Source organism: Pseudomonas sp. S2_A02 (genome assembly GCF_054668495.1).
Genome location: NZ_CP162776.1, coordinates 5,503,329 through 5,526,627, shown reverse-complemented (window position 1 = coordinate 5,526,627; position 23,299 = coordinate 5,503,329). Strand labels below are relative to the sequence as shown.

At 61.2% G+C, this 23,299-nt stretch carries 21 protein-coding genes; 9 read left to right on the top strand and 12 right to left on the bottom strand.

From position 1 onward, the window contains the following. The first annotated feature begins 5 nt into the window (after window positions 1–5). From AB4O41_RS25245 to greB, 3 genes are read left to right on the top strand one after another with little or no spacing between them, the layout of a single operon-like run. Window positions 6–689 carry an ABC transporter ATP-binding protein gene (locus AB4O41_RS25245; protein WP_258620861.1) on the top strand — a complete coding sequence of 228 codons (684 nt, stop codon included), beginning with the start codon at window positions 6–8 and terminating at the stop codon, window positions 687–689. Continuing rightward, on the top strand, window positions 689–3,193 hold the full coding sequence (locus AB4O41_RS25240) for an ABC transporter permease (RefSeq protein WP_460145131.1): 2,505 nt from the start codon (window positions 689–691) through the stop codon (window positions 3,191–3,193). Before AB4O41_RS25245 ends, AB4O41_RS25240 begins: the two co-directional genes overlap by 1 nt. Before the next feature lie 45 nt (window positions 3,194–3,238). Next, window positions 3,239–3,736 (top strand): transcription elongation factor GreB, encoded by a 498-nt coding sequence (gene greB / locus AB4O41_RS25235; RefSeq protein WP_008031876.1) that lies wholly within the window; start codon window positions 3,239–3,241, stop codon window positions 3,734–3,736. Between the two features lie 33 nt (window positions 3,737–3,769). Here the strand turns inward: greB and AB4O41_RS25230 are convergent, their stop codons facing one another. The 3 genes from AB4O41_RS25230 to AB4O41_RS25220 all read right to left on the bottom strand — a co-directional run bounded on the left by AB4O41_RS25230 (window position 3,770) and on the right by AB4O41_RS25220 (window position 6,287). Further along, window positions 3,770–4,078, bottom strand: coding sequence for a class I SAM-dependent methyltransferase (locus tag AB4O41_RS25230; RefSeq protein WP_460145129.1), 309 nt, complete (start codon window positions 4,076–4,078; stop codon window positions 3,770–3,772). Between the two features lie 248 nt (window positions 4,079–4,326). Beyond that, entirely contained in the window at window positions 4,327–4,761 is a 435-nt protein-coding gene (locus AB4O41_RS25225) for a DoxX family protein (protein ID WP_460145127.1), read from the bottom strand. Window positions 4,762–4,865: 104 nt separating this feature from the next. After that, complete coding sequence (locus tag AB4O41_RS25220) at window positions 4,866–6,287, bottom strand: MltF family protein (protein ID WP_460145126.1); 1,422 nt, start codon at window positions 6,285–6,287, stop codon at window positions 4,866–4,868. Between the two features lie 236 nt (window positions 6,288–6,523). Here AB4O41_RS25220 and AB4O41_RS25215 point away from each other — a divergent pair, with 236 nt between their 5' ends. The 3 genes from AB4O41_RS25215 to AB4O41_RS25205 all read left to right on the top strand — a co-directional run bounded on the left by AB4O41_RS25215 (window position 6,524) and on the right by AB4O41_RS25205 (window position 9,517). Further along, the gene (locus AB4O41_RS25215; RefSeq protein ID WP_460145125.1) at window positions 6,524–7,333 is read left to right on the top strand and encodes a TatD family hydrolase; all 810 of its coding nucleotides are present in this window, start codon (window positions 6,524–6,526) and stop codon (window positions 7,331–7,333) included. A 132-nt stretch (window positions 7,334–7,465) separates the two neighbouring features. Beyond that, window positions 7,466–8,947, top strand: a complete 1,482-nt coding sequence (locus AB4O41_RS25210; RefSeq protein ID WP_460145124.1) for a methyl-accepting chemotaxis protein — start codon at window positions 7,466–7,468, stop codon at window positions 8,945–8,947. 201 nt (window positions 8,948–9,148) lie between these two features. Further along, a complete protein-coding gene (locus AB4O41_RS25205; RefSeq protein WP_460145123.1) occupies window positions 9,149–9,517 on the top strand; it encodes a terminase in 369 nt (122 codons plus the stop codon). Here AB4O41_RS25205 and AB4O41_RS25200 read toward each other — a convergent pair whose 3' ends face one another. From AB4O41_RS25200 to AB4O41_RS25190, 3 genes are all read right to left on the bottom strand, one after another. After that, window positions 9,518–10,315 carry an acyl-CoA thioesterase gene (locus tag AB4O41_RS25200; RefSeq protein ID WP_460145122.1) on the bottom strand — a complete coding sequence of 266 codons (798 nt, stop codon included), beginning with the start codon at window positions 10,313–10,315 and terminating at the stop codon, window positions 9,518–9,520. Window positions 10,316–10,479: 164 nt separating this feature from the next. Further along, entirely contained in the window at window positions 10,480–11,238 is a 759-nt protein-coding gene (locus AB4O41_RS25195) for a CHAD domain-containing protein (RefSeq protein ID WP_460145121.1), read from the bottom strand. A 93-nt stretch (window positions 11,239–11,331) separates the two neighbouring features. Then, the gene (locus tag AB4O41_RS25190; RefSeq protein ID WP_460145119.1) at window positions 11,332–11,610 is read right to left on the bottom strand and encodes a hypothetical protein; all 279 of its coding nucleotides are present in this window, start codon (window positions 11,608–11,610) and stop codon (window positions 11,332–11,334) included. Window positions 11,611–11,842: 232 nt separating this feature from the next. On the opposite strand from AB4O41_RS25190, the gene AB4O41_RS25185 reads away from it, so the two are divergent. Further along, complete coding sequence (locus AB4O41_RS25185; protein WP_460145118.1) at window positions 11,843–12,883, top strand: patatin-like phospholipase family protein; 1,041 nt, start codon at window positions 11,843–11,845, stop codon at window positions 12,881–12,883. A 134-nt stretch (window positions 12,884–13,017) separates the two neighbouring features. Here the strand turns inward: AB4O41_RS25185 and AB4O41_RS25180 are convergent, their stop codons facing one another. From AB4O41_RS25180 to kdpF, 6 genes are all read right to left on the bottom strand, one after another. Next, entirely contained in the window at window positions 13,018–13,707 is a 690-nt protein-coding gene (locus tag AB4O41_RS25180; protein WP_460145117.1) for a response regulator, read from the bottom strand. A gap of 48 nt (window positions 13,708–13,755) precedes the next feature. After that, the gene (locus tag AB4O41_RS25175; RefSeq protein ID WP_460145115.1) at window positions 13,756–16,407 is read right to left on the bottom strand and encodes a DUF4118 domain-containing protein; all 2,652 of its coding nucleotides are present in this window, start codon (window positions 16,405–16,407) and stop codon (window positions 13,756–13,758) included. A gap of 156 nt (window positions 16,408–16,563) precedes the next feature. Beyond that, window positions 16,564–17,109 (bottom strand): potassium-transporting ATPase subunit KdpC, encoded by a 546-nt coding sequence (gene kdpC / locus AB4O41_RS25170; protein WP_460145114.1) that lies wholly within the window; start codon window positions 17,107–17,109, stop codon window positions 16,564–16,566. Window positions 17,110–17,290: 181 nt separating this feature from the next. Further along, window positions 17,291–19,348 carry a potassium-transporting ATPase subunit KdpB gene (gene kdpB / locus AB4O41_RS25165; protein WP_460145113.1) on the bottom strand — a complete coding sequence of 686 codons (2,058 nt, stop codon included), beginning with the start codon at window positions 19,346–19,348 and terminating at the stop codon, window positions 17,291–17,293. Window positions 19,349–19,358: 10 nt separating this feature from the next. Continuing rightward, window positions 19,359–21,053 (bottom strand): potassium-transporting ATPase subunit KdpA, encoded by a 1,695-nt coding sequence (kdpA, locus tag AB4O41_RS25160; RefSeq protein WP_460145112.1) that lies wholly within the window; start codon window positions 21,051–21,053, stop codon window positions 19,359–19,361. 8 nt (window positions 21,054–21,061) lie between these two features. Continuing rightward, a complete protein-coding gene (gene kdpF, locus AB4O41_RS25155) occupies window positions 21,062–21,151 on the bottom strand; it encodes a K(+)-transporting ATPase subunit F (RefSeq protein ID WP_007899818.1) in 90 nt (29 codons plus the stop codon). A gap of 403 nt (window positions 21,152–21,554) precedes the next feature. Between kdpF and eat the strand changes: the two genes are divergently transcribed. Both eat and AB4O41_RS25145 read left to right on the top strand, forming a co-directional pair. Then, complete coding sequence (gene eat, locus AB4O41_RS25150; protein ID WP_460145111.1) at window positions 21,555–22,919, top strand: ethanolamine permease; 1,365 nt, start codon at window positions 21,555–21,557, stop codon at window positions 22,917–22,919. A gap of 145 nt (window positions 22,920–23,064) precedes the next feature. Then, window positions 23,065–23,232: a DUF2897 family protein gene (locus AB4O41_RS25145; RefSeq protein WP_008006000.1), complete on the top strand. Its 168-nt coding sequence runs from the start codon at window positions 23,065–23,067 to the stop codon at window positions 23,230–23,232. The last annotated feature ends 67 nt before the right edge of the window (window positions 23,233–23,299 follow it).

Genomic DNA, 23,299 nt, shown 5'->3' with positions numbered 1-23,299 from the left:
TCTCCATGGGCGTAAGCATTCTCACCGCGAAGAACCTCAGCAAAGTGGTTCCCAGCGCGGAAGGTGAACTGACTATCCTGCACGAACTCAGCCTGGAACTGAACAAGGGCGATAGCCTGGCCATCGTCGGCGCCTCCGGTTCCGGCAAATCCACCCTCCTCGGCCTGCTCGCCGGCCTCGACCTGCCGAGCAGCGGCGAAGTCACCCTCGCCGGGCAAGGCTTGAGCAATCTCGATGAAGACCAACGCGCGCGCATCCGTGCCGAGCACGTGGGGTTTGTCTTTCAATCATTCCAGCTGCTCGACAGTCTCAACGCTTTGGAAAACGTCATGCTGCCGCTGGAACTCGATGGCCGCAAAGACGCGCGTGAGCGCGCCACCGAACTGCTGCAACGGGTCGGCCTGGGCCAGCGCCTGACTCACTCCCCGCGTCAGCTTTCCGGTGGCGAGCAGCAGCGCGTGGCGATTGCCCGGGCGTTCGCCGCCGAGCCCGACGTGCTGTTCGCCGATGAACCCACCGGCAATCTCGACAGCCACACCGGCGAGCGCATCAGCGATCTGCTGTTCGAACTCAACCAGGAAAGCGGCACGACCCTGGTGCTGGTGACCCACGACGAACGCCTGGCACATCGCTGCCGGCGCCTGATCCGCCTTGAAGCCGGCCTGCTGGTCGCCCCTCTGGAGCCTTGATGGCACGCCTGCCGCTGTTGCGCCTGTTCAGTCTCGCTATCCGTCAACTGTTGCGCGATGCCCGCGCCGGTGAGTTGCGTGTGTTGTTCTTCGCCTTGCTGGTGGCGGTGGCGGCAAGTACCGCCATCGGTTACTTCGGTGCTCGCCTGAACGGCGCCATGATGCTGCGCGCCACCGAATTTCTCGGCGCCGACCTGGTGCTCGAAGGCAGCTCGCCGGCGCGGCCCGAACAGGTCAGAAGCGGCACTGAGCTGGGCCTAGAGCACGCTCGGGTGGTGGAGTTTTCCAGCGTTATCGCCACCGACAACAGCATTCAGCTGTCCAGTATCAAAGCCGCCGATGACGTCTACCCGTTGCGCGGCGAACTGAAAAGCGCCCCCGCGCCCTTCGCGCCGGAAGTACCCGGTGGTGGTCCGAAACCCGGCGAAGCCTGGGTCGAAGCGCGACTGCTGACCGCACTGGACCTGAAGATTGGCGACAGCATCGACGTCGGCATGAAAACCCTGACACTGGCGCGGGTGCTAACCTACGAACCGGATCGCGCCGGTAATTTCTACAGCCTGACGCCGAGGGTGTTGATCAACCTCAGCGACCTTGAGGCGACCGGCGTGGTGCAACCCGGCAGCCGGGTCAGTTACCGCGAACTCTGGCGCGGCAAAGCCGAGGCGCTGGAAACCTATCGTCAACTGATCAAGCCCGGGCTGGCGGCCAACCAGCACATCCAGGATGCCCGGGACGGCAACCGGCAGATCGGCGGTGCTCTGGGCAAGGCTGAACGTTATTTGAACATGGCCAGCCTGGTGGCGGTGCTGCTGTCCGGCGTGGCAGTGGCGTTGTCGGCTACACGCTTCGCCACGCGCCGATTCGATGCCAGCGCATTACTGCGCTGCCTGGGCCTGTCCCGTCGGGAAACCATGGTGCTGTTCAGTCTGCAACTAACCGTACTCGGACTGCTCGCCAGCATCAGCGGCGCCCTGCTCGGCTGGCTCGCGCAGCTCGGGTTGTTTGCGCTGCTGCATGATTTACTGCCGACCGATGTTCCACCGGGGGGCCTGCTGCCGGCCATCGCCGGGATCGGCACCGGGTTGGTCGCGCTGGCCGGTTTCGCCCTGCCGCCACTGGCCGCTTTGGGTCGAGTGCCGCCGCTGCGCGTATTGCGTCGCGACATGCTGCCGATTCCGTCCAGCACCTGGATTGTTTATGGCGCGGCATTGGGCGCCCTCGGTCTGATCATGTGGCGCTTGAGCCTGGACCTGTTGCTGACCTTCGCTCTGCTCGGCGGCGGTGTGATCGCGGCGCTGGTGCTGGGCGGTTTGCTATTGCTGCTACTGAAGAGCCTGCGCCGGATGCTGGCGCGCGCCTCATTGCCATGGCGCCTCGGGTTGGGCCAACTGCTGCGTCATCCACTGGCGGCGGCGGGTCAAGCCCTGGCCTTCGGTTTGATTCTGCTGTCCATGGCGCTGATCGCTTTGCTGCGTGGCGAATTGCTCGACACCTGGCAAAACCAGTTGCCGAAAAATGCCCCTAACTATTTCGCCCTGAACATTCTGCCAGCGGACAAGCAAGCCTTTACCGATCGACTGATGGAGGTGTCGGCACAATCGGCGCCGCTGTACCCGGTGGTGCCGGGACGCCTGATCAGCATCAATGGCGAACCGGTGCAGGACATCGTCAGCAAGGATTCGGCCGGTGATCGAGCCATTCAACGCGACTTGAGCCTGACCTGGGCGGCAGACCTGCCAGCGGGCAACAAGCTCACAGCCGGCAACTGGTGGGACCAGCAACCCGCGGATGAAATACCCGGTGTTTCGGTGGAAGGTAAAGTCGCCGAAAGCCTCAAACTCAAGCTCGGCGATCACATGGTATTCACCGTCGGCGGGGTCAATCGGGAGGCGAAAGTCACCAGCCTGCGGGAGATCAACTGGGACAACTTCCAGCCGAACTTTTTCATGATCTTCCAGCCCGGCACCTTGAAGGACTTGCCGGCGACCTACCTGACCAGTTTCTATCTGGCGGCCGGTCACGATCAGCAGATAGTCGACCTGTCCCGCAGCTTTCCGGCAGTGACCATTCTGCAAGTCGAAGCCTTGCTGGCGCAGCTGCGCAGCATCCTCGCTCAAGTCACTCTGGCGGTAGAATACGTACTGTTGTTTGTATTGGCGGCGGGGATGGCGGTGTTGTTCTCCGGTTTGCAGGCAACGCTGGATGAACGCATTCGCCAAGGTGCATTGCTGCGAGCGCTGGGGGCCGAGCGGCAGTTGTTGGTCAGGGCCAGGCGGATCGAGTTCGGCCTGCTCGGTGCGGTCAGCGGGTTGTTGGCGGCACTGGGTTCGGAGCTGGTGAGCCTGGTGCTCTACCGTTATGCCTTCGACCTGCCTTGGCACCCGCATCCATGGCTGTTGGTGTTGCCGCTGATCGGGGCCGTGCTGATCGGCGGTGCCGGTGTGTTCGGCACGCGCCGTGCCTTGAACGCCAGCCCCCTGACAGTCTTGCGCGAGGGTTGATAAACTCAAGCGCTCTGATCACGCATTCAACCACAAGAAGTCGCCATGAGCCGTTATCGCCCTCCCCGCACCGCTGGCACCGCGCTGATCACCCCCGAAGGTGAAGCGCGGATGCGGGCCGAGTTTCATGAACTCTGGCATGTGCGCCGACCGCAAGTGACGCAATCAGTCAGCGAGGCGGCGGCACAGGGCGATCGCTCGGAAAACGCCGAATACACCTACGGCAAAAAGATGCTGCGCGAGATCGACAGTCGCGTGCGCTTTCTCACCAAACGCCTGGAAGCGCTCAAGGTGGTCAGTGAAAAACCCAGCGATCCGAACAAGGTTTATTTTGGCGCGTGGGTCACGATTGAAGATGAAGACGGCAAAGAGTCGCGCTATCGCATCGTCGGGCCGGATGAGCTGGATCTGAAACTAGGCCTGATCAGCATCGACTCACCGTTGGCGCGCGCCCTGATCGGCAAGGCGCTGGACGCCGAAGTGCGGGTCCAGACACCAACCGGAGAACAATGCGTGTATATCGTGGCGATTGACTACCCCTGAGCTGCTGCGCCCTGAGCCGTAGCGCCCTGAGTCTCAGCGACGGGTAATCAGCCCTTGGCGAGCCACGCGAGTCAGCTGCCTGATCACTTCCGGCGCATCCTCGGCGTTGGGTGCCAGAATCACCGCCAGATCGAAACTGTCGTTGGCAAACCGTGCCAGTGACTCGCCGTCGTCGACAAACTGAATCAGGAAGGCAGCAGGCCCGCCGGTACGACGTGGCCAGCCATCGAGGTAACGCAGAAGCGTCGGCTGATGTTTGCCGCCAAGCAGGATTTTTGGATTGCGTTGGGAGAGGTGTGCCGTGATCGGCGCGGGGCGTACAACGGGGCTTAATGCATTCATTGTGTCGTGTCTCTGCCTCAAAAGTCTGCATGGCAGGTGAGAGGCAACACCGAACCAGCGCTTTAGCGGTATTTCGAAGCCTGTTTCAAGCTTCTATCGGCAACTGAATGAGTCACCTGGCGCCCCGCAAGTAGCTGTTTAAATCGGCGCATGGGCAGCATCCTAGAGAAGCTGACCGGACAGTGTCAAGAATCACCAGCAACAAAAAAGGCCTGCACGGTGCAGGCCTTTTTGTTGAACCAGAGCGGTCAGTTGGTGATGGCGCGGTCGACCGAGAGCTTGCCTGCACCTTCGATCAGCACTGCGAGGCTGCCACCAAGCAAAGCCAGGGCGAACTCATAACCGTTGTTAGCCATGAACAGACCGTTGCTGATGTGCACCGTGAAAATAGCCACCAGCGAGAGGAAGGTCAGCCCCAGCGCTGCCGGGCGTGCCAGCAGGCCGATGATCAGCGCCAGACCGCCGAAGAACTCAGTACCACCCGCCAGGATCGCCATCAGGTGACCGGGTGCCAGTCCGATGCTTTCCATGTACTGCGCGGTGCCGGCAATGCCGTAGCCGCCGAATGCACCGAAGAGTTTCTGTGAGCCGTGGGCCGCGAAGATGATGCCGACGAAAATGCGCAGAATCGTCAGACCGTAGCCCGCGCGAGTAGACAGTACCTTATTGATCAGTGTGCTCATGCTGTGTTCATCCATTGTGAGTGTGTGTTGGTTGGCCGCTATATTAATCAGTAAAACTTATGTTAAAAGCGCAAAAAACGCACCATAACAATCAGCTTAGTCGATCATTTCCATGAGACCACTTTTTGCCCCTGAGGCTCCAACGACTCCCGCTCCCGATCGAAGGCCAAATAATACTTGTTCACGCTATTAACATAGCTGACAGCCCCCATTCCCACCTGCTCCATGGCAATGCGCTCGACCTGGAAAAACCACTGATTAGGGTTCAAGCCGCGTCGTCGGGCTTCGGCGCGCATGCCTTGAACCCGCTCCGGTCCCATGTTGTAGGCCGCCAGCACAAACGCCATGCGCTCGCGCTCGTTGAGTTTGGGGCTGGCAAAAAACTTGCGGCGGATCATCGCCAGGTACTTGGCCCCAGCCTGCACATTGGCGTCGAGGTTTTGAATATTATTCACGCCAACCCGTTGGGCGGCGGACGGGGTAATTTGCATCAGGCCGGTGGGGCCAGTGCCACTTCTGGCGCTGGGTTGCAGCGCCGACTCCTTGAAGGCCAGCGCCGCCAGATTCAGCCAGTCCATGCCTTGGGCTTCAGCGTGTTTCTGCAATACCGGGCGAAGTTTTTCCAGACGCTGCCGATCGGCCTTGGCCAAGGGATAGTGCACTTGATACAGGCGTCGATAGATCCGCAGGAACGCTGCATCCTGATCCGACGGTTTCTTGTAGGTAGTCAGGAAGCGATCGATGCTCGAACGCAGCATCGAGGCGTCGCGGCGCACGAACCAGTATTCCTCGCCCGGCTCGCTGATAAGGACCTGTCGATCGAAGCGCAATTTGGGCAGAATCTTGCCCCAGCGTTCGGCAATCGGTTGCTCGACAATCGTCAGATGAAAGATCCCACCCTGGACCATTTCCAGCACGTCCTCGACTGCCAGGCTTGGATCGACCCACTCGATCTTCACCGCAGGCAATTTGTGCAGCGCGAGCTTCTGATTGATCTGACTGACCGCATCCCCGGCGGCACTGCCGGTGGGCAATGCCAGGGTTTTGCCTGAGAGTTGTTCGAGATGGGTGTAACGTCGTTCGCCTTTGATCCCCACCAGCAGCAACGGCACATCGCTGGCAATCGGTTGACTGGTGCTGACCGCGAGGCCCGATTGCGGATCGAGTAATTCCCCCGGTGCAACCAGATCACCCTCCCCGCGCTGCAATGCGCCGAGCAGTTGATCCTTGGCTTTGGGAATGATCTTGAGGGTGATTTCCTGGCCGTCACGGGCATGGCCGTTGAGGTATTGTTCGAAAGCGCGCAGGCGGTGATATTCGACGCCGATGGCCTGGCCCTGGACTTCGCCGGAGCTATTGCGGCTCTGGTTGACCAACACCCGCAACACGCGGCTGCTGCGAATCTCTGCCAGGTCGCGGACCTTGGCCGCCGGCACGGCTTGCAACGGCCCGGCCAGACGTGCAACCGCCGGCATTGGCAGCAGCAACGAACTACACAGCAGTAACAAAACCGAGGGACGAATCATCCACTCTCCGGAAAGAATACTGGCCGACCTCATGGGTGATTTCATGATGTCGAGCGACAGAAACAGAGCGCTAGAAGCGCTGATAAAGTGCGAAAGAGTGGCACAGTGATGGCAAATCTACCAACCCGACCTGTCTCGCGGCCTCAACAGACAGCTTTAACTCGTTGTAGTTCTTGGTTTTTCTTATAAATCTACAGCTCTGATATGCTTTCCGGCCTTTGGTCCGAGGTAGCACCATGCAACTCATCGATATCGGCGTCAACCTGACCAACCCCAGTTTCGCCGACAAACACCAGGCTGTACTCGACCGTGCCTATGCTGCCGGGGTCTGCCAACTGGTGCTCACCGGGACCAGCGTCGAAGGCAGCGAACAGGCTCTGGAGCTGTGCCAGCAACTGGACGAAAGCACTCAGCGGCTGTTCGCTACGGCCGGTATTCACCCACACTCGGCCAGCGACTGGAACGCCGACAGTGCTCAGCGTCTGCGCAGTTTGCTCAAGGAGCCAAACGTGGTGGCAGTGGGTGAATGCGGCCTCGATTTCAATCGTGATTTCTCGCCCCGTCCGCAACAGGAAAAAGTTCTCGAAGAACATCTGGCGATGGCGGTCGAACTGCAATTGCCGGTGTTCCTGCATGAGCGCGATGCCAGCCAACGATTGCTGGAGATCCTGCGTGACTACCGTGACCAGTTACCGGCCGCCGTGGTGCACTGCTTCACCGGTGAAAAAAAGGCGTTGTTCAGCTACCTCGATCTGGATTTGCACATCGGCATCACTGGCTGGATCTGTGATGAACGCCGGGGCACGCACCTGCATCCGCTGGTCAAAGAGATCAAACGCGGGCGCTTGATGCTGGAGAGTGACGCGCCGTATCTGCTGCCCCGCAGTCTGCGCCCAAAGCCGAAGAACGGTCGCAATGAGCCGGCGTATCTGACTGAAGTGTTGCGTGAGGTGGCGTTGCATCGTGGGGAAACGGTGGAAGATTTGGCTGCTCACAGCACAGCCTGTGCGCGGGCGTTTTTCGGTCTGCCCGCAATCCCTCAATGAACACACATCCCCCTGTGGGAGCGAGCCTGCTGGCGATGGTGCTCGTTGACCTGCATCAACATCTGAATCCCTGCATAGCGGCACAATGCTGGCACCTTGCCAAAATTGTTTCCGCTATCAGAGAAGACCTCCATGGGTGCCTGGCTTAGCAATATCTCGCTGAAATACAAATTCTGGGCGGTCAACGCCGTCGCCTTCGTCACCACCCTGTTGCTGGTGCTATACGCCGTGCAGCTTGAACAACAGGCCCGCAGCCACGCCGCCCAAGCTTCGGCTCAGGCCCAGGCGCGATTGATCAATGCCTGGCCTGCCGGGCAACCGCTGCCCAAGGCCGATAACCTGCTGACCTTCAATCGCGGGCAGGCGCCGTTGCTGAATGGGCAACCGCTGCTGGAGCTGACCGATACCAACGGTTGGGTCGAAATCAACACCATGCCGCTGTTCGGTGAGAACCCATTAATGGGCGCCGAGGTATTCACTCGCCCTGACGGTCAACAGATCGCGGTGATTGCTTATGGCCCGAGCCTGAGCCAAGTGTTCGGCGAACGCTTCACCCACTACGCGGTAGCGGTGTTTATCCTGATGCTGGCGATGCTCGGTGCGTCGCAACTGTTGATCCGCTTCCTGCTCAGCCAACTCAACACGTTGAAAGACGTGATGCTCCACGTCGAGAAAACCGGTGACCTGTCGGCTCGTGTGCCGCTGGCCTGCAAGGATGAAGTCGGGCAGATGGCCAGCGCCTTCAACGCCATGCAGGCCGGTTACCAGCGGGTAGTCAACACCGTCGCCAACACTGCCCGGCAACTGGATGTCGGCGCCGCGCGGCTGGCGTCGAGCATGAATGAGGTGCGTCACGGCATGCTCGGTCAGCAAAGCGAAACCGATCAGGCGGCCACAGCGATAAACGAAATGACTGCCACGGTCCATCACATCGCCCAACACGCTGGCGCCACTCGCGACCTTTCGCAAACCGCCGACACCCTGGCCGGCAGTGGCCAGGAAGTGGTCACGCGGGTGCAGAAGTCGATTGGCGGATTGTCCACTGGCGTGCAGCAAACGGCCGAGATGATTCAGCGTCTGGCCGAGGACAGCCAGAAGATCAATGGCGTGGTCAGCGTGATCCACAGCATCGCTGAACAGACCAATCTGCTGGCCCTTAACGCCGCCATCGAAGCAGCCCGGGCCGGTGAAATGGGCCGTGGGTTTGCAGTGGTCGCCGATGAAGTGCGTAACCTGGCCAAACGCGTCCAGACGTCCACCGACGAGATCACTACCATGGTTTCCGCGCTGCAGGCCGGCACTCGGGACGCTGTGGACTTCATGCAGGAGAGCTCGTTCAAGGCGGACGACTGCATGCAACAGGCTCAGGAAGCCAGCGTGGCCCTGGCCGAAATCACCACTGCGGTGGCGCAGATGCGTGAAAGCAACACGCAGATCGCGGTGGCAGCCGAACAGCAGAGCCATGTGGCGGAAGAAATGAATCGGGCGGTGGTGAGCATTCGCGACGTGACCGAAAACACCGTGCAGCAGACCGTGAATTCGGCGATCACCAGCAATGAGTTGGCGATGTTAGCGGGGGAATTGAGCAAGGCCATAGGTCAGCTCAAGCTTTGAGGGCCTCTTCGCGGGCAAGCCTCGCTCCTACAAGGGCGCCGCTGTACCTGTAGGAGCGAGGCTTGCCCGCGAAGGCGTCAGACCGAGCAACATCAATCCTGACCATCACACCTATTGCGCCGATAGCCAGCCTTGATTCGCCGACCGCTTGTGCCAAGCCTATTCTTTATTCAAGCGCCTCACGAATAAAGGATAAACATCATGGGCAAACGTCATCCCAACCTTCCCGCCTGGCAATGGCGAGCGTACCCGCATAATCACCAGCACCCGACCAATCTGGTGTTGCACCTGATTGCCGTGCCGCTGTTCATCGTGGCGTTTTTGCTGATGGTCTCGGGGGTATTCAGCCTGGATCTGGCGAGCATCGCGATCGGTATCATCGGCCTGCTCGCCGCCCTTGGCTTGCAGCGTCAAGGTCACCGCCTGGAGGCGCAAGCATCCGAGCCGTTCAGTGATCGCAAAGATGCGGTATCACGCTTGCTGGTCGAACAGTTCCTCACCTTCCCACGGTTTTTCTTCAGCGGCGGCTGGTGGCGCGCCTGGCGTGAACGCCACCGTCGTCGTCACTGATCAGGCGAAAATCGTGACTGTCTGCCGGCTCATGGCGATCAACTGACCGTCTTCGCTCCACAGTTTTGCGGCGGCGTGCCCGTAGCCGTCAGCGGCATACTCGATTTCAACCAGGTACTTGCACCAGTCCAGCGTGCTCAACGCGAGCAACGGCTGGACGAATTCGATGGTCCAGGTCAGCGTGCTGCCTGCCGCCGATTTCTTCAGATGCGACAACAAGGACGGCGGCCAGGCGTCGACCAGCGCCAGAATATGCGCCTCGTTGACCACCTCGTCCTTCCCTTCTCCACGCAAGCGCACCCATCCCCCCATATCGCGGGAGGTGTTGCCGGTGAACGGCAGGTCGCCGATGCTCCAGCGCATTGCCAAGTGACGCATGAATTCCGGGGTCACCCCTTTGATATAGGGCATTTCCTGGCAGTCGTCCCAGTGCTTCATCTCAGGCGCAGCGTTAGCCGTGACCGCCACTTCGGAAGGTCGCGAGGCACCGAAGCTGCCCTGGACCAACGTCACCACCTGCCCCTTCTGCATTGCCCGGCCCAGTACCTGGCTGACGGCTTTGCCTTCGCGCAGCACATCGACTTCAAAACTGACCGGGACATCGGGTTCGACCGGGCCGACAAAGGTGATTGCCAGCGAACGCACCGGACGATCCGCCGGGACTTTTGCGCGCATGGCTTCGTATTGCAAGGCGGCTATCAACCCACCAAAACTCGCCCGCCCCTGGCCCCATTCGGCCGGAATGGACAACTCCTGCGGCTGACTGCGGACAGCGTCAAGCAGATCGGAAAAATGCATGGAAACCTCAGAGGCCGGAAAATGGATGGAACGATCTTAACCAGCCCGTAAAGCCGACACAGCGCTTATTCCGGCCAAAATCACTGACAGATGAGCCGCGTCTGCACTGAACACACAAACTAATGTGGGAGCGAGCCTGCTCCCACAGTTGATCTTTGGGGTTTTCAGGATTTGAAGCAGGCGGCGCTGAGTTTTTCGAGCACGCGGTCGGCGCGCGCTTCGGCCTTGGCCAAGGTGGTTTTCCAGACCGCGACACAAGGCTGCAAATCGGGTTCTTCTTTGGCGCGGTCCAGCCACTGCCAGCTGTCGTGCCAATCACCCAGGGCGGACTGTGCCGACTTCAATCTGGGCAGGGCCGCTTCCGGCAAACGATCCAGTTCGGGGTAGGCTTCGATGCCATAGCGCACGCGCTTGATCAGCAGGCGCAAACGATGGCGGTCATGGGCGGGATCATGCAGGGCCTGGTCGAGCTTCTTCCATTGTTTGCCCAGGCGTTTTTCGATGCGCTTGCGCAAGCCCTTGAGCAAGCCCTGACGCTGGGAAGCCCGCAGGAAACGCGGAAAGGCGTCGAGGATCATCAGCATCTGCGCCACTTCCGGGCTCGCCGCCACGATGGGATAAGCCTCGTCCATCCGCGCCATCCGCCGGTGTGCAGCCTCAGGTTGATCGTGCTGGAGCAGGTACGCCGCCAGCACTTCGCGATCGCGCAACGGCGTGGTCAGGTCACCGACCCGGGACGCCGCCGCTTCCAGTTGCTCGACCCCGGGCAAACCGCGCAAGGGCCGCAGCAGGCTGCGCAAACGGCGCACGGTGGTGCGCAGATCGTGCAGCGCTTCAGAATCGGTGCGGGCACTCAAGCGTGCCTGACAGGCGAGCAGGCGCACGTCCAGGCCCAGAATATGAGCCACCAACCGATCAACCATGGTTTTCTCCGTAAACAACGGCCGGCTTCAAGCAGTAAGCCTGAAGCCGGCACGACGCACTGGTCGCCTGCTGCTTATAGACTGTAGCCGCTTCTATCGGCCCGCGCGGGATTCACGAATGTAGAAACGCGCCTTCTCGGCCTTCTTGGCACAACCCTCGTATGCTTCGAACTGCTGCTGGGTCTTGGCACCGGTCAGCAACGACAGCGCCTTGGAGTAGCTGACGGTCCCGGCAAAGCCCTCGACCTTGGCCAGGTCCAGTTCATGCCAGGCGGCATCGAGCTGGCTACCGCAGCTGTCACGGTAAGCGGTTTTACCGGCACAACCGGCGAGTGCCAGGGCAATCAACGGCACACAGATCCAGACTTTCATCACTCACACCTCAAAGATAGGTAAACATGCATGCACGTAAGACGGTCTGGCGCGTGAAAAGTGCCTTGGGCCGCAGTGGAAACCCGCCGTGGAAATCACAGCGCCCGCGAGAATACCCATTCGCCTTCCCGGAGTGTCAAAAAACGACGCACTAGCCTCGCCGAACGACCACAGCGATTGAAGCTTGCCCCTCGATAGGTGCATTGTTGAACCTTGTCAGAGAGGTCGATTCATGAAAAAGCGTGTCGCACTGGTGCTGGGCTCGGGTGGCGCCCGGGGCTACGCCCATATCGGCGTCATTGAAGAGATCGAACGGCGCGGCTACGACATCGCCTGCATCGCCGGTTGCTCCATGGGCGCGGTGGTCGGCGGAATCTATGCCGCCGGTAAACTCAAGGATTATCGCGACTGGATCGAGAGCCTGGATTACCTCGACGTGTTGCGTCTGGTGGACGTCAGCTTTCGCCTGGGCGCGATTCGCGGGGAAAAGGTCTTCGGACAGATCCGCAAGATTGTCGGCGAAATCAACATCGAAGACCTGCGCATCCCCTACACGGCCGTGGCCACGGACCTGACCAACCAGCAGGAAATCTGGTTCCAGGAAGGCTGCCTGCACCAGGCCATGCGTGCCTCGGCAGCGATCCCCAGCCTGTTCACGCCGGTGATGCAGGGCAATCGAATGCTGGTGGACGGCGGTATCCTCAACCCTTTGCCGATCGTGCCGGTGGTGTCGAGCCATTGCGATCTGATCATCGCGGTCAACCTCAACTCCACCAACCAGCGTCACTATCAACTGCCGGTGATCCAGCGCCCGGCCGCGTTCAAGACCCGCTTCGACAGTTTGATCAACTCGCTGGGCTCGAAAATGCCGTTCCGCCGCAAACAGGCCGAACAATTGCTGCTGCTGGAGAAGGAAGCGTTGATGGCAGAAGCGGCCGAGATTAATCCGTGGATCGAATCCGCCGCGCCCGAAGGCCAGCAACCGGCGGCGGCCCCGGAAAGCAACGGCGCACCGAAATCCGCCACCGGGTCGTTCATCATCGACAACGTCGGGCCGGCGTCCTTGCTGGACCTGATCAACCAGAGTTTCGAGGTGATGCAGACGTCATTGGCGCAATACAAGATTGCCGGGTATCCGCCGGATATCCTGATCAACGTGCCTAAGCGGGTGTGTCGGTTTTTCGAATTCTACAAAGCGCCGGAGTTGATCGCGCTGGGGCGTGAGATTGCGCGGGATACGCTGGACCGGTATGAGAATGAACGGGAATCTTGAGGCCTGACGATCGTTCCCACGCTCTGCGTGGGAATGCATCCTGTGACGCTCCGCGTCACGACTTCAAAAGCGGACGCAGAGCGTCCATGGCGGCATTCCCATCAGAGCGTGGGAACGATCAAGTGTGGGAACGATCAGGCATCAAGCAACCGATACCCAACCCCGGCTTCGGTGACGATGAACCGTGGCTGAGTCGGATCATCCGCCAATTTCTGCCGCAGGTGCCCCACCACTATCCGCAGATAGTGGCTGTCCTCGGTATGGGTCGGCCCCCAAATGTCCTTGAGCAATTGCTGCTGGGTGATGACCCGTCCCGGATGCCGCGCCAGTTGCGCCAGTACCGCATATTCCTTGCGCGTCAGCGCCACTTCGGCGCCGTCCAATAGCACCCGGCGATACGCCAGGTCCACGGTGAGCGGACCGAAACTGAGCGCCGCTTCCTGCGCCTCACCGGTCGGCGCCTGACGCAGCAACGCGCGCACTCGGGCCAGAAACTCCTGGATGCCGAACGGCTTGGTCACATAGTCGTTGGCGCCGCCATCAAGGGCTTGGACTTTCTGTCCTTCGCTGGCGCGCACCGAGAGCACCAGTACCGGCACCGTCGACCACTCGCGAAACTCGCGTAGCACTTGCTGGCCGTCCATGTCCGGCAGGCCGAGGTCGAGCACCAACAGGTCAGGTTTGTTCAATGCGGCCTGGGCCAGGCCTTCCGTACCCGTGCCGGCCTCCAGCACTTTGTAGCCTTGGGAAACGAGGCTGATGCGCAGGAATTTACGGATCTGCGGTTCATCATCGATGACCAAAATGGTCGCGGTCTGGCTCATGAATTCACATCAACACAAAGAAGTGGCAAGAGAGTAGCGCAGGCGAGTTCAGGCTTCACTGTCCAATCCCGGCTGAGTCTGCAACGGCAGGTGCAGCGTGATGCAGGTGCCGCGCCCTTCGATGCCGTCGGCGACGCTGATCCGCCCGCCATGGGCACCGACCATGCCCTGACAGATCGCCAGCCCCAACCCGGTGCCCTGCCCACCGCGATCGCCGCGAGCGGCGGTGTAGAACATGTCGAAAATCTTCGCCCGCTCTTCCTCTGGAATCCCCGGCCCCTCATCGCTCACCGAAAAAAACAGCTCGCTGTCAGTGGCCCCGGCACGCAATTCCAGTCGCCCGCGAGGCGGTGAGAAACGCGCGGCGTTTTCCAGCACATTGACCAGCGCTTGCTCGATCAACGCGGCATGCACATAGAGCAGCGGCAATTCGGCCGGCACTTCGGTAATAACCTGCAACGACGCCAGCACCGCGCGCAGACGATTGAGTGAGCTACCGACGATGTCTGCCGGCGACACCCAGTCCCGCGCCAGCTTCAGGGCGCCGTGGCCGAGGCGAGTCATGTCCAGCAGGTTTTGAATGTAGCGATCCAGCCGTTCGGCTTCATCGCGGGTGCCTTCGAGTAGTTCGCGGCGGTCCTCCAAGGGGATCGCCTCGCCAAGCGCCAGCAGGCTGTCGATGCTGCCACGCATAGAGGTCAGTGGCGTGCGCAAATCGTGGGACACCGAGGCCAGCAGCGCGCTGCGCAGTTGCTCGGTTTCGCCATGCAAGCGCGCCGCTTCAAGGTCATCGGCCAGTTGCGCGCGGGCCAGCGCCTGGGCCAGCGGTTGACTCAGTGCGGTCAGCAAGCGCCGTCGCTGGCCGCTCAAGGTCTGACCTTCTTTGGCACACACGCCGAGCAGTGCCAGCGGCCCATCGTCCACCGACAACGGCCACCACCACCAGCGCCCGAACGGCAAGGTGCCGGTGCCCGCGCCGGCCGGTTGATCATGTTGCCAGGCCCAATCGGCGGCGGCGCGCTCGGCTTCGGAGAACTCCAGCGGCCCACCGGTTTCGACTTTCCAGCCACTCTGGCCATCGCGATTGAGCAGGCACAGTTTCAGGTCGGTCCAGCCATTGAGGTGCTGCGCCGCAGCGCTGACCACGGCCTGACGGTCGGTGGCGGCGGTGAGTTTGCGCGACAGGTCGAGCAGTTCGCTGGTTTCTTCCTGGGTATCGCGCAGGGCCTGCAATTGTCGCCGTTGCCGCGCCGCCAGGTTGCCGGTGAGGGCCGCCATCAGCAGGAAAAACAGCAAGGTCAGCACGTCTTCTTCGCGCTGGATGCTGAAGGAGAAATTCGGCGGAATGAACAGAAAGTCATAGGTCAGAAATGAAAGCGCCGCGCAGGCCAGTGCCGGGCCGAGGCTGCTGCGCACCGCCACCAGCAACACCGCCGCGAGGAACACCAGCGAAATATTGGGCAGCGGCAAGACGCTCGACACCGCCCAGGCCAAGGCACTGGCAAGCACTGTCGCCAGCAGCGCCAACGCGTAGTCGAACCAGACCAGCGACTGCGCCGAGCGTTGGCGCGGTTGATGCTGTTCCTGATCACTGTCGAGCACGTTGATTTCCAGCCCGCGAGCATCGCGCAGCAAACGAGACGCCAGACCGCCACCGAACAACCGTCGACGCCAACGCTGGCGCGACTGGCCCACCAGCACCAGGCTGGCGCGTCGTTCAGCGGCGTGCTGGATCAACGTTTTCGCCACCTCGCCCGCGCGCAGCAACACCACTTCACCACCGAGGCGTTCGGCCAGTTGCTGAGCGCTTTGCAGGCGCAGGCGCGACTGCTCGTCGCGCACACGGCCGTTATCCACATGCACCAGGCTCCACGGCAGATGCCGGCGCTGGGCGACGCGACTGGCATGACGCACCAGACGCTCGGCCTGAGCATCACCATCGACGCCCACCAGCAAACGACCGCGCACGGCCGGTGCGGCCTGCCCCAACTGGCGATAACCCTGGGCCAGATCGTTATCGACCTGAGCGGCCGCGGTTTGCATCGCCAGTTCGCGTAGGGCAGTGAGGTTGGTCTGGGTGAAGAACGCATCAATGGCCGCCCGCGCCTGCTCCGGCACGTAGACCTTGCCGTCACGCAGACGCTCCAGCAACTCGCGCGGTGGCAGGTCGATCAGCAGCAGTTCGTAGGCTTCTTGCAGCACCCAGTCCGGCAGGGTTTCGCGCACCTGTACGCCAGTGATTCCGCGCACCTGATCGTTGAGACTTTCCAGATGCTGGACGTTGACCGTGGTGAACACGTCGATGCCGGCGGCCAGTAATTCCTGGATGTCTTGCCAGCGTTTGGTGTGACGACTGCCGGGGGCATTGCTGTGGGCCAGTTCGTCCACCAGCACCAGTTTCGGCTTGGCTTTGATCAGACCGTCGAGGTCCATTTCTTCGAGCATCACGCCGCGGTATTCCGAGCGCACCAACGGCTGCTGCGGCAAGCCAGCCAGTAGCGCTTCGGTTTCGGCGCGACCATGGGTTTCGACTACGCCGGCCATGACTTTCACGCCTTGGCGCAGTTGAGTGTGGGCGGCTTGCAGCATGGCGTAGGTCTTGCCCACTCCCGGTGCTGCGCCAAGGAATACCTTGAGCCGGCCACGGCCATCGCGGGGCAGGTCTGCTAACAGCGCGTCGGCGCGGCCGGAGTTGCTCATGCTTGAAGTTCTCTCTAATTGATCGTTCCCACGCTCTGCGTGGGAATGCAGCCCGGGACGCTCCGCGTCCCAGCCGAAGCGGACGCAGAGCGTCCATAGATGCATTCCCACGCAGAGCGTGGGAACGATCCATTCAACCATTCAACCTTTCAACCTTTACAACTTCTCCAACGCCATATTCAGCGCCAACACATTCACCACCGGCGGCCCCACCAAGGGCTGCTCGATGTGCGCGTCCATCAGTTGCTCAAGCGTAGACACTGGCAGATTGCGCGCCGCCGCGACACGCGCCAGTTGATAGGCAATCGCGGCCGGAGGCAAGTGCGGATCGAGGCCGCTGCCGGAGGTGGTCAGCATGGCCAACGGCACCGGACCCTGGCCGGGTATCAGCAGTTTATTGGCCTCGTCGATAATCCGAGTGGCCAGCGCCGGATTACTCGGTGAAAGGTTGCTGGCACTGCTCGAGACGGTGGCAAAGGCACCGGCCGATAGCCGAGGGTGGAACCAGGCGTCGCCGACGAAATCCTGGGCGATCAACGACGAGCCACGGACCTTGCCGTCGGCGTCGCGCACCAGGCTGCCATTGGCCTGGTCCGGGAAGGCGACCTGGGCCACGCCGGTGACCACCAAGGGGTAGGCGACGCCGGTGATCAGGGTCATCAGCACCAGTAGGCTCAGGGCCGGACGTATCAGTGTGGACATTTCACAATCCTCGGATTCGGATAACAAATACAGCGTTTCAGTCAGGTGCACCGTGGTGCATTCATCGCGAGCAGGCTCGCTCCCACAATTAGATAGCTGTCGTGCGCACAATGTGTGGTCAACGAAGATCCCTGTGGGAGCGAGCCTGCTCGCGATAGCGGCAGCTGGCGCACCGCATAGGTCAAACCAGATGCAACGCCGTCAACAACATGTCGATCGCCTTGATGCCCACGAACGGCACCAGAATCCCGCCCAGTCCATAGATCAGCAGATTGCGCCGCAGCAACGCCGCAGCACTCACTGCCTTCACCCGCACACCGCGCAGCGCCAGCGGAATCAGCACCACAATGATCAAGGCGTTGAACACAATCGCCGACAGAATCGCGCTCTGCGGACTGCTCAGGTGCATGACGTTGAGCACACCCAGTTGCGGATAGATCGAAGCGAACAGCGCCGGCAGGATTGCGAAGTACTTGGCCACGTCGTTGGCGATGGAAAAGGTCGTCAGCGCACCGCGAGTCACCAGCAATTCCTTGCCGATTTGCACCACGTCCAACAGCTTGGTCGGGTCGCTGTCGAGATCGACCATGTTCGCCGCCTCGCGCGCCGCTTGCGTACCGTCGTTCATTGCCATGCCGACGTCCGCCTGAGCCAAGGCCGGGGCGTCGTTGGCGCCGTCGCCGCACATGGCGACCAGGCGCCCGTCGTTCTGCTCGTGACGAATGCGCGCCAGTTTCTTCTCTGGCGTGGCTTCGGCCAGCACGTCATCCACGCCCGCCTCGGCAGCAATCGCAGCAGCGGTCAGCGGGTTGTCGCCAGTCACCATGACCGTGCGAATCCCCAGCTTGCGCAACTCGGCGAAACGCTCGCGGATACCAGGCTTGACCACGTCCTTGAGGTGGATAACACCGAGCAATTTTCCGTCAGCGCAGACCAGCAACGGCGTGCCGCCACTCTGAGCGATCTTGTCGATTTCCCGGGACAAAGGCGCGGCCAGATCGGCGCGTTTCAGGCCGACGAAGGTCAGCAGCGAATCCACCGCGCCTTTGCGATAGACCCGGCCCTGATAGTCGACACCAGACAAGCGGGTTTCAGCGCTGAACGGCACAGCGGTCAGCACCTCGGCGGACGGCTCAGGTTGCGGGTGAAGACCGCGTAGGTACTCGACGATGGATTTGCCTTCAGCGGTGTCATCGGCCAAGGAGGCGAACAGTGCGCCTTCGGCCAGTTCCTTGGCGCTGACGCCAGGCGCGGCATAGACCGCGGAGCAGCGACGGTTGCCGAAGGTGATGGTGCCGGTCTTGTCCAGCAGCAGGACGTGAACGTCACCCGCTGCTTCCACGGCGCGACCGGATTTGGCGATCACGTTCAGGCGCACCAGACGGTCCATCCCGGCAATACCGATGGCCGACAACAAGCCACCAATGGTGGTCGGAATCAGCGTGACCAATAACGCCACCAGGAACACCAGCGGCAGGCTGCCGTTGGCGAAGTGAGCGAACGGTTGCAGGGTCACCACCACCAGCAGGAAGATCAGGGTCAAGCCGATCAGCAGGATATCCAGCGCCACTTCGTTCGGGGTTTTCTGGCGTTTGGCGCCTTCAACCAGCGCGATCATGCGGTCGAGAGTCGACTCGCCGGGGTTGGCAGTGATGCGCACCAGCAGCCAGTCGGACACCAGTCGGGTATTGCCGGTGACGGCCGAGCGATCGCCGCCAGACTCGCGAATCACTGGCGCCGATTCACCGGTAATCGCCGCTTCGTTGACCGCTGCGATACCTTCGATCACCTCGCCGTCACCGGGAATCATCTCCCCTGCTTCGACACGCACCACATCGTCCTTGCGCAGGCTGCTGGCGGGCACCACCTGAAAGCTGCCATTGGCCGTTTTACGTCGGGCACTCAAGCCTTCGCTGCCGGCCTTGAGGCTGTCGGCGCGAGCCTTGCCGCGACCTTCGGCCAGCGCTTCGGCGAAGTTGGCGAACAACACGGTGAACCACAGCCACAAGGCGATTTGCGCCGCGACGAAAGTCGGCACGGCGTTGTCGGGAATGAAGCACAGCACAGTGGTCAGAATCGCGGTCAGTTCGACCACCAGCATCACCGGCGCGCGCTGCAATTGCCGTGGGTCGAGCTTGACGAAGGCTTGCACCAGCGCCGGGCGCCAGAGGGCCGAGATCGCGGTTTTCGGTTGTTCCGGCGCCTTGACGACGGCGGCTTTGGTTGCGGGCATATTCATCATTGACTCCTTAGAAGCCCAGGCTCAGGTGTTCAGCAATTGGACCCAGCGCCAGCGTCGGCAGGAAGGTCAAACCACCCACCAGCAAAATGGTCACGGTCAACAGGGTCACGAACAGCGGGCCATGGGTCGGGAAGCTGTTCTGGCCGATCGGTGCGGTTTTCTTCATCGCCAGGCTGCCAGCCAACGCCAGAACCGGAAGGATGTAACCGAAGCGCCCAATCAACATGCCCAGCCCCAGCATCAGGTTGTGGAACGCGGTGTTCGCCCCAAATCCCGCAAACGCCGAACCGTTGTTGGCACTGGCCGAGGTGTAGGCATACAGCAACTGACTGAAACCGTGAGCACCGGGGTTGCTCACCGCCGCGACCGGGCCTGGCAGGCTGGCGGCAATCGCACCCAGCACCAGCACGCCGACCGGCATCACCAGCAAGGTCACTACCAGCAGTTGAACTTCCCGGGCCTGCAGTTTCTTGCCGAGGTATTCCGGTGTACGGCCGATCATCAGGCCTGCGAGGAACACCGCGATCAGCACGTTGAGCAACATGCCGTAGAGCCCGGCGCCGACGCCGCCGAAAATCACTTCGCCGACCATCATGTTGATCATCGCGACCATGCCGCTCAGCGGGTTGAAGCTGTCGTGCATACCGTTGACCGAACCGTTCGACGCCGCCGTGGTAGTCACCGACCACAGCACGGTGGCGGTGGTACCAAAACGCGCTTCCTTGCCTTCCAGTGGCGCGGTCTGTTCGACGGCGACGTTGGCCAGGGTTGGATTGGGTTGGTATTCAGCCCACAGCGACGTCGCGCCGCCGATCAAAAACAGCGCCAGCATGCAGGCGATGATCGCGCGACTCTGACGCAGGTCTTTCACGTAATGGCCAAAGGTGAACACCAGCGCCACCGGGATCAGAATGATCGAGGAGACTTCGAACAGATTGCTCCAGGCCGTCGGGTTCTCGAACGGGTGCGCCGAGTTGACACCGAAGAAGCCACCGCCGTTGGTGCCCAGTTGCTTGATCGCGATCTGGCTGGCAGCGGGGCCGAGCGGAATCACCTGATCGACGCCTTGCATCGTCACGGCATTCACGTAATGAGCGAAGGTTTGTGGCACGCCCTGCCAGACCAGAAACAGCGCCAGCAGCAGGCACAGCGGCAACAGGCCGTAGAGGGTGGCGCGGGTCATGTCGACCCAGAAATTGCCCAGGGTCTTGGTGGATTTGCGACCGATGCCGCGACACAGCGCAACCAACACAGCGAGGCCGGTGGCGGCGCTGACGAAGTTCTGCACGGTGAGGCCGACCATCTGACTCAGGTAGCTGAGGGTCGCTTCGCCGCTGTAGGACTGCCAGTTGGTGTTGGTCATGAAGCTGACGGCGGTGTTGAACGCTTGCGTCCATTCCTGACCTGGCAGGTTTTGTGGATTCAGCGGCAAGTGATCCTGAAACAGCAGGATCGCAAACAGCAGCAAAAAACCCGCGAGGTTGAAGGCGAACAAGGCCAGGGTGTATTTCTGCCAGCTCTGTTCGGCCTGCGAATCGACGCCGGCCACCCGATAACAGCCGCGTTCCACCGGCCCGAGAATCGGCGAGAGCCAGGTGCGCTGCCCTTCCATCACCTTGTAATAGAAGCGCCCCAGAAACGGTGCCGGGATCAGCACCACGGCGAAGAAGGCGAGGATCAGCCAATAGTCATAACTGTGCATAGCCGCTCCTAGTTCCGGTCCGCGCGCAACAGCGCAACCAACAGATAAATGAACAGCCCCACTGCCAATAGCAGTGACACTCCGTCCAGAACGCTCATGGAAGTTCTCCGTGTTACGGCGTATTGCCGCGTGTGGAGTGATTGTCTGCAAGGGAGGCTGTAAAGGCGCGAGATCGAGGGATGGGGCGGGACATAAAGAATGCGTAAAGACTGGGTTTATGGCTTTGTTACTGCGGTGTCCGGACGGGCCTCATCGCGGGCAAGCCCGCTCCCACAGTGGAATGCGTTCGCCCAGACACTCAAAAAACCTGTGGGAGCGGGCTTGCCCGCGATGGCGGCAGAACAGGCACCACTGCCCCTAGCTGGCGCACAAAAAGCGTTCATTCAGCCGCGAACATCCCCGATACGACAGCTTTCAGCGCTTTACGACGCTCACCTGCAAAATGGCACGCCCACTGCACACACCCTCCCCGAGCTTTCCAAACCGTTCAGGGAGCAACGCATGAACACACAACTCAAACCCACGCTGGGCACGCTGCACCTTTGGGGTATCGCGGTCGGGCTGGTGATTTCCGGTGAGTACTTTGGCTGGAGTTATGGCTGGGGCGTTGCCGGGACACTTGGCTTTCTGGTGACCTCGTTCATGGTCGCCACGATGTACACCTGCTTCATCTTCAGTTTCACCGAACTGACCACCGCCATTCCCCATGCCGGCGGTCCCTTTGCCTACAGCCGCCGCGCCTTTGGCGAAAAAGGTGGATTGATTGCCGGGCTGGCGACGCTGATTGAATTCGTCTTTGCCCCACCAGCGATTGCCTTGGCAATCGGCGCCTACCTGAACGTGCAGTTTCCGGCCCTCGACCCGAAACACGCGGCAGTCGGTGCCTACATTGTGTTTATGGCCCTGAATATCCTCGGCGTGAAACTCGCCGCGACCTTCGAACTGGTGGTCTGTGTACTGGCGGTCGCCGAGTTGCTGGTATTCATGGGCGTGGTCGCCCCGGCGTTCAGCTTCAGTAACTTCGCGCTCAACGGCTGGGCCGGTTCTGATGTGTTCGGTGCGCCCGCGATTGCCGGCATGTTCGCGGCTATTCCATTTGCCATCTGGTTCTTCCTGGCCATCGAAGGTGCAGCCATGGCTGCCGAAGAAGCCAAGGACCCGAAACGCACGATTCCCAAAGCCTACATCAGCGGCATCCTGACCCTGGTACTGTTGGCCATGGGCGTGATGTTCTTTGCCGGCGGCGTCGGCGATTGGCGCACCCTGTCGAACATCAACGATCCGCTGCCGCAAGCCATGAAAGCCGTGGTCGGCGAAAGCTCCGGCTGGTTGCACATGCTGGTGTGGATCGGCCTGTTCGGCCTGGTGGCGAGTTTCCACGGGATCATCCTCGGCTATTCGCGGCAGTTCTTCGCCCTCGCCCGGGCCGGTTACCTGCCGGCATCCCTGGCCAAACTGTCGCGCTTCCAGACCCCGCACCGGGCAATCATCGCCGGTGGCGTAATCGGCATCGCAGCGATCTACAGCGACGGCCTGATCAACCTCGGCGGCATGACGCTGACGGCGGCGATGATCACCATCGCGGTATTCGGCGCGATCGTGATGTACATCATGAGCATGCTCAGCCTGTTCAAACTGCGCAAAACCGAACCGAACCTGGAACGCACCTTCCGCGCGCCCTGCTACCCGTTGGTGCCGTTCATTGCGCTGGTGCTGGCGGTGGTTTGCCTGGTGGCGATGGCCTGGTTCAACACCTTGATCGGGTTGATCTTCCTCGGCTTCATGGCAGTGGGTTTCGTGTACTTCATGCTCACCGCGCAATTGCGAGCCGATGCGCCGGCGGATGCAATGTTGACCGGGCTCTGACTTCACACACCGCGCCTGCAAGGATGTACGGCGTCTACGGCATATCAGGCATAGAATGGAACCACTGCGAAAATTAATCGCTCAAAGTGGTATGCACGATCGGTCGGCGAAAACCGCCAATCGGCCTGCCCTCAAGGAGAGCCCTATGCCCTGGTATGCCTGGTTGATTCTGATCGTTGCCATCGGCTCGATCGTTGGCGGTTTGATGATGCTGCGCGACACCGCCAACAAGGTCGAATTGACTGAAGAGCAACGTAAACGCGTCGCCGAACGCAACGCGGAAGCGGATGCCAAGGATGCGCAGGACCGCTGACCGAAAATTGTGGCGAGGGAGCTTGCTCAAATGCCGGACCTGTAGGAGCCAGGCTTGCCGGCGAAGG

Excerpts from the sequence above, each read along its gene's own strand:
- AB4O41_RS25245 (WP_258620861.1), top strand. The coding sequence starts at position 6 with ATGGGCGTAAGCATTCTCACCGCGAAGAACCTCAGCAAAGTGGTTCCC.
- AB4O41_RS25240 (WP_460145131.1), top strand. The coding sequence starts at position 689 with ATGGCACGCCTGCCGCTGTTGCGCCTGTTCAGTCTCGCTATCCGTCAA.
- greB (WP_008031876.1), top strand. The coding sequence starts at position 3,239 with ATGAGCCGTTATCGCCCTCCCCGCACCGCTGGCACCGCGCTGATCACC.
- AB4O41_RS25230 (WP_460145129.1), bottom strand. The coding sequence starts at position 4,078 with ATGAATGCATTAAGCCCCGTTGTACGCCCCGCGCCGATCACGGCACAC.
- AB4O41_RS25225 (WP_460145127.1), bottom strand. The coding sequence starts at position 4,761 with ATGAGCACACTGATCAATAAGGTACTGTCTACTCGCGCGGGCTACGGT.
- AB4O41_RS25220 (WP_460145126.1), bottom strand. The coding sequence starts at position 6,287 with ATGATTCGTCCCTCGGTTTTGTTACTGCTGTGTAGTTCGTTGCTGCTG.
- AB4O41_RS25215 (WP_460145125.1), top strand. The coding sequence starts at position 6,524 with ATGCAACTCATCGATATCGGCGTCAACCTGACCAACCCCAGTTTCGCC.
- AB4O41_RS25210 (WP_460145124.1), top strand. The coding sequence starts at position 7,466 with ATGGGTGCCTGGCTTAGCAATATCTCGCTGAAATACAAATTCTGGGCG.
- AB4O41_RS25205 (WP_460145123.1), top strand. The coding sequence starts at position 9,149 with ATGGGCAAACGTCATCCCAACCTTCCCGCCTGGCAATGGCGAGCGTAC.
- AB4O41_RS25200 (WP_460145122.1), bottom strand. The coding sequence starts at position 10,315 with ATGCATTTTTCCGATCTGCTTGACGCTGTCCGCAGTCAGCCGCAGGAG.
- AB4O41_RS25195 (WP_460145121.1), bottom strand. The coding sequence starts at position 11,238 with ATGGTTGATCGGTTGGTGGCTCATATTCTGGGCCTGGACGTGCGCCTG.
- AB4O41_RS25190 (WP_460145119.1), bottom strand. The coding sequence starts at position 11,610 with ATGAAAGTCTGGATCTGTGTGCCGTTGATTGCCCTGGCACTCGCCGGT.
- AB4O41_RS25185 (WP_460145118.1), top strand. The coding sequence starts at position 11,843 with ATGAAAAAGCGTGTCGCACTGGTGCTGGGCTCGGGTGGCGCCCGGGGC.
- AB4O41_RS25180 (WP_460145117.1), bottom strand. The coding sequence starts at position 13,707 with ATGAGCCAGACCGCGACCATTTTGGTCATCGATGATGAACCGCAGATC.
- AB4O41_RS25175 (WP_460145115.1), bottom strand. The coding sequence starts at position 16,407 with ATGAGCAACTCCGGCCGCGCCGACGCGCTGTTAGCAGACCTGCCCCGC.
- kdpC (WP_460145114.1), bottom strand. The coding sequence starts at position 17,109 with ATGTCCACACTGATACGTCCGGCCCTGAGCCTACTGGTGCTGATGACC.
- kdpB (WP_460145113.1), bottom strand. The coding sequence starts at position 19,348 with ATGAATATGCCCGCAACCAAAGCCGCCGTCGTCAAGGCGCCGGAACAA.
- kdpA (WP_460145112.1), bottom strand. The coding sequence starts at position 21,053 with ATGCACAGTTATGACTATTGGCTGATCCTCGCCTTCTTCGCCGTGGTG.
- kdpF (WP_007899818.1), bottom strand. The coding sequence starts at position 21,151 with ATGAGCGTTCTGGACGGAGTGTCACTGCTATTGGCAGTGGGGCTGTTC.
- eat (WP_460145111.1), top strand. The coding sequence starts at position 21,555 with ATGAACACACAACTCAAACCCACGCTGGGCACGCTGCACCTTTGGGGT.
- AB4O41_RS25145 (WP_008006000.1), top strand. The coding sequence starts at position 23,065 with ATGCCCTGGTATGCCTGGTTGATTCTGATCGTTGCCATCGGCTCGATC.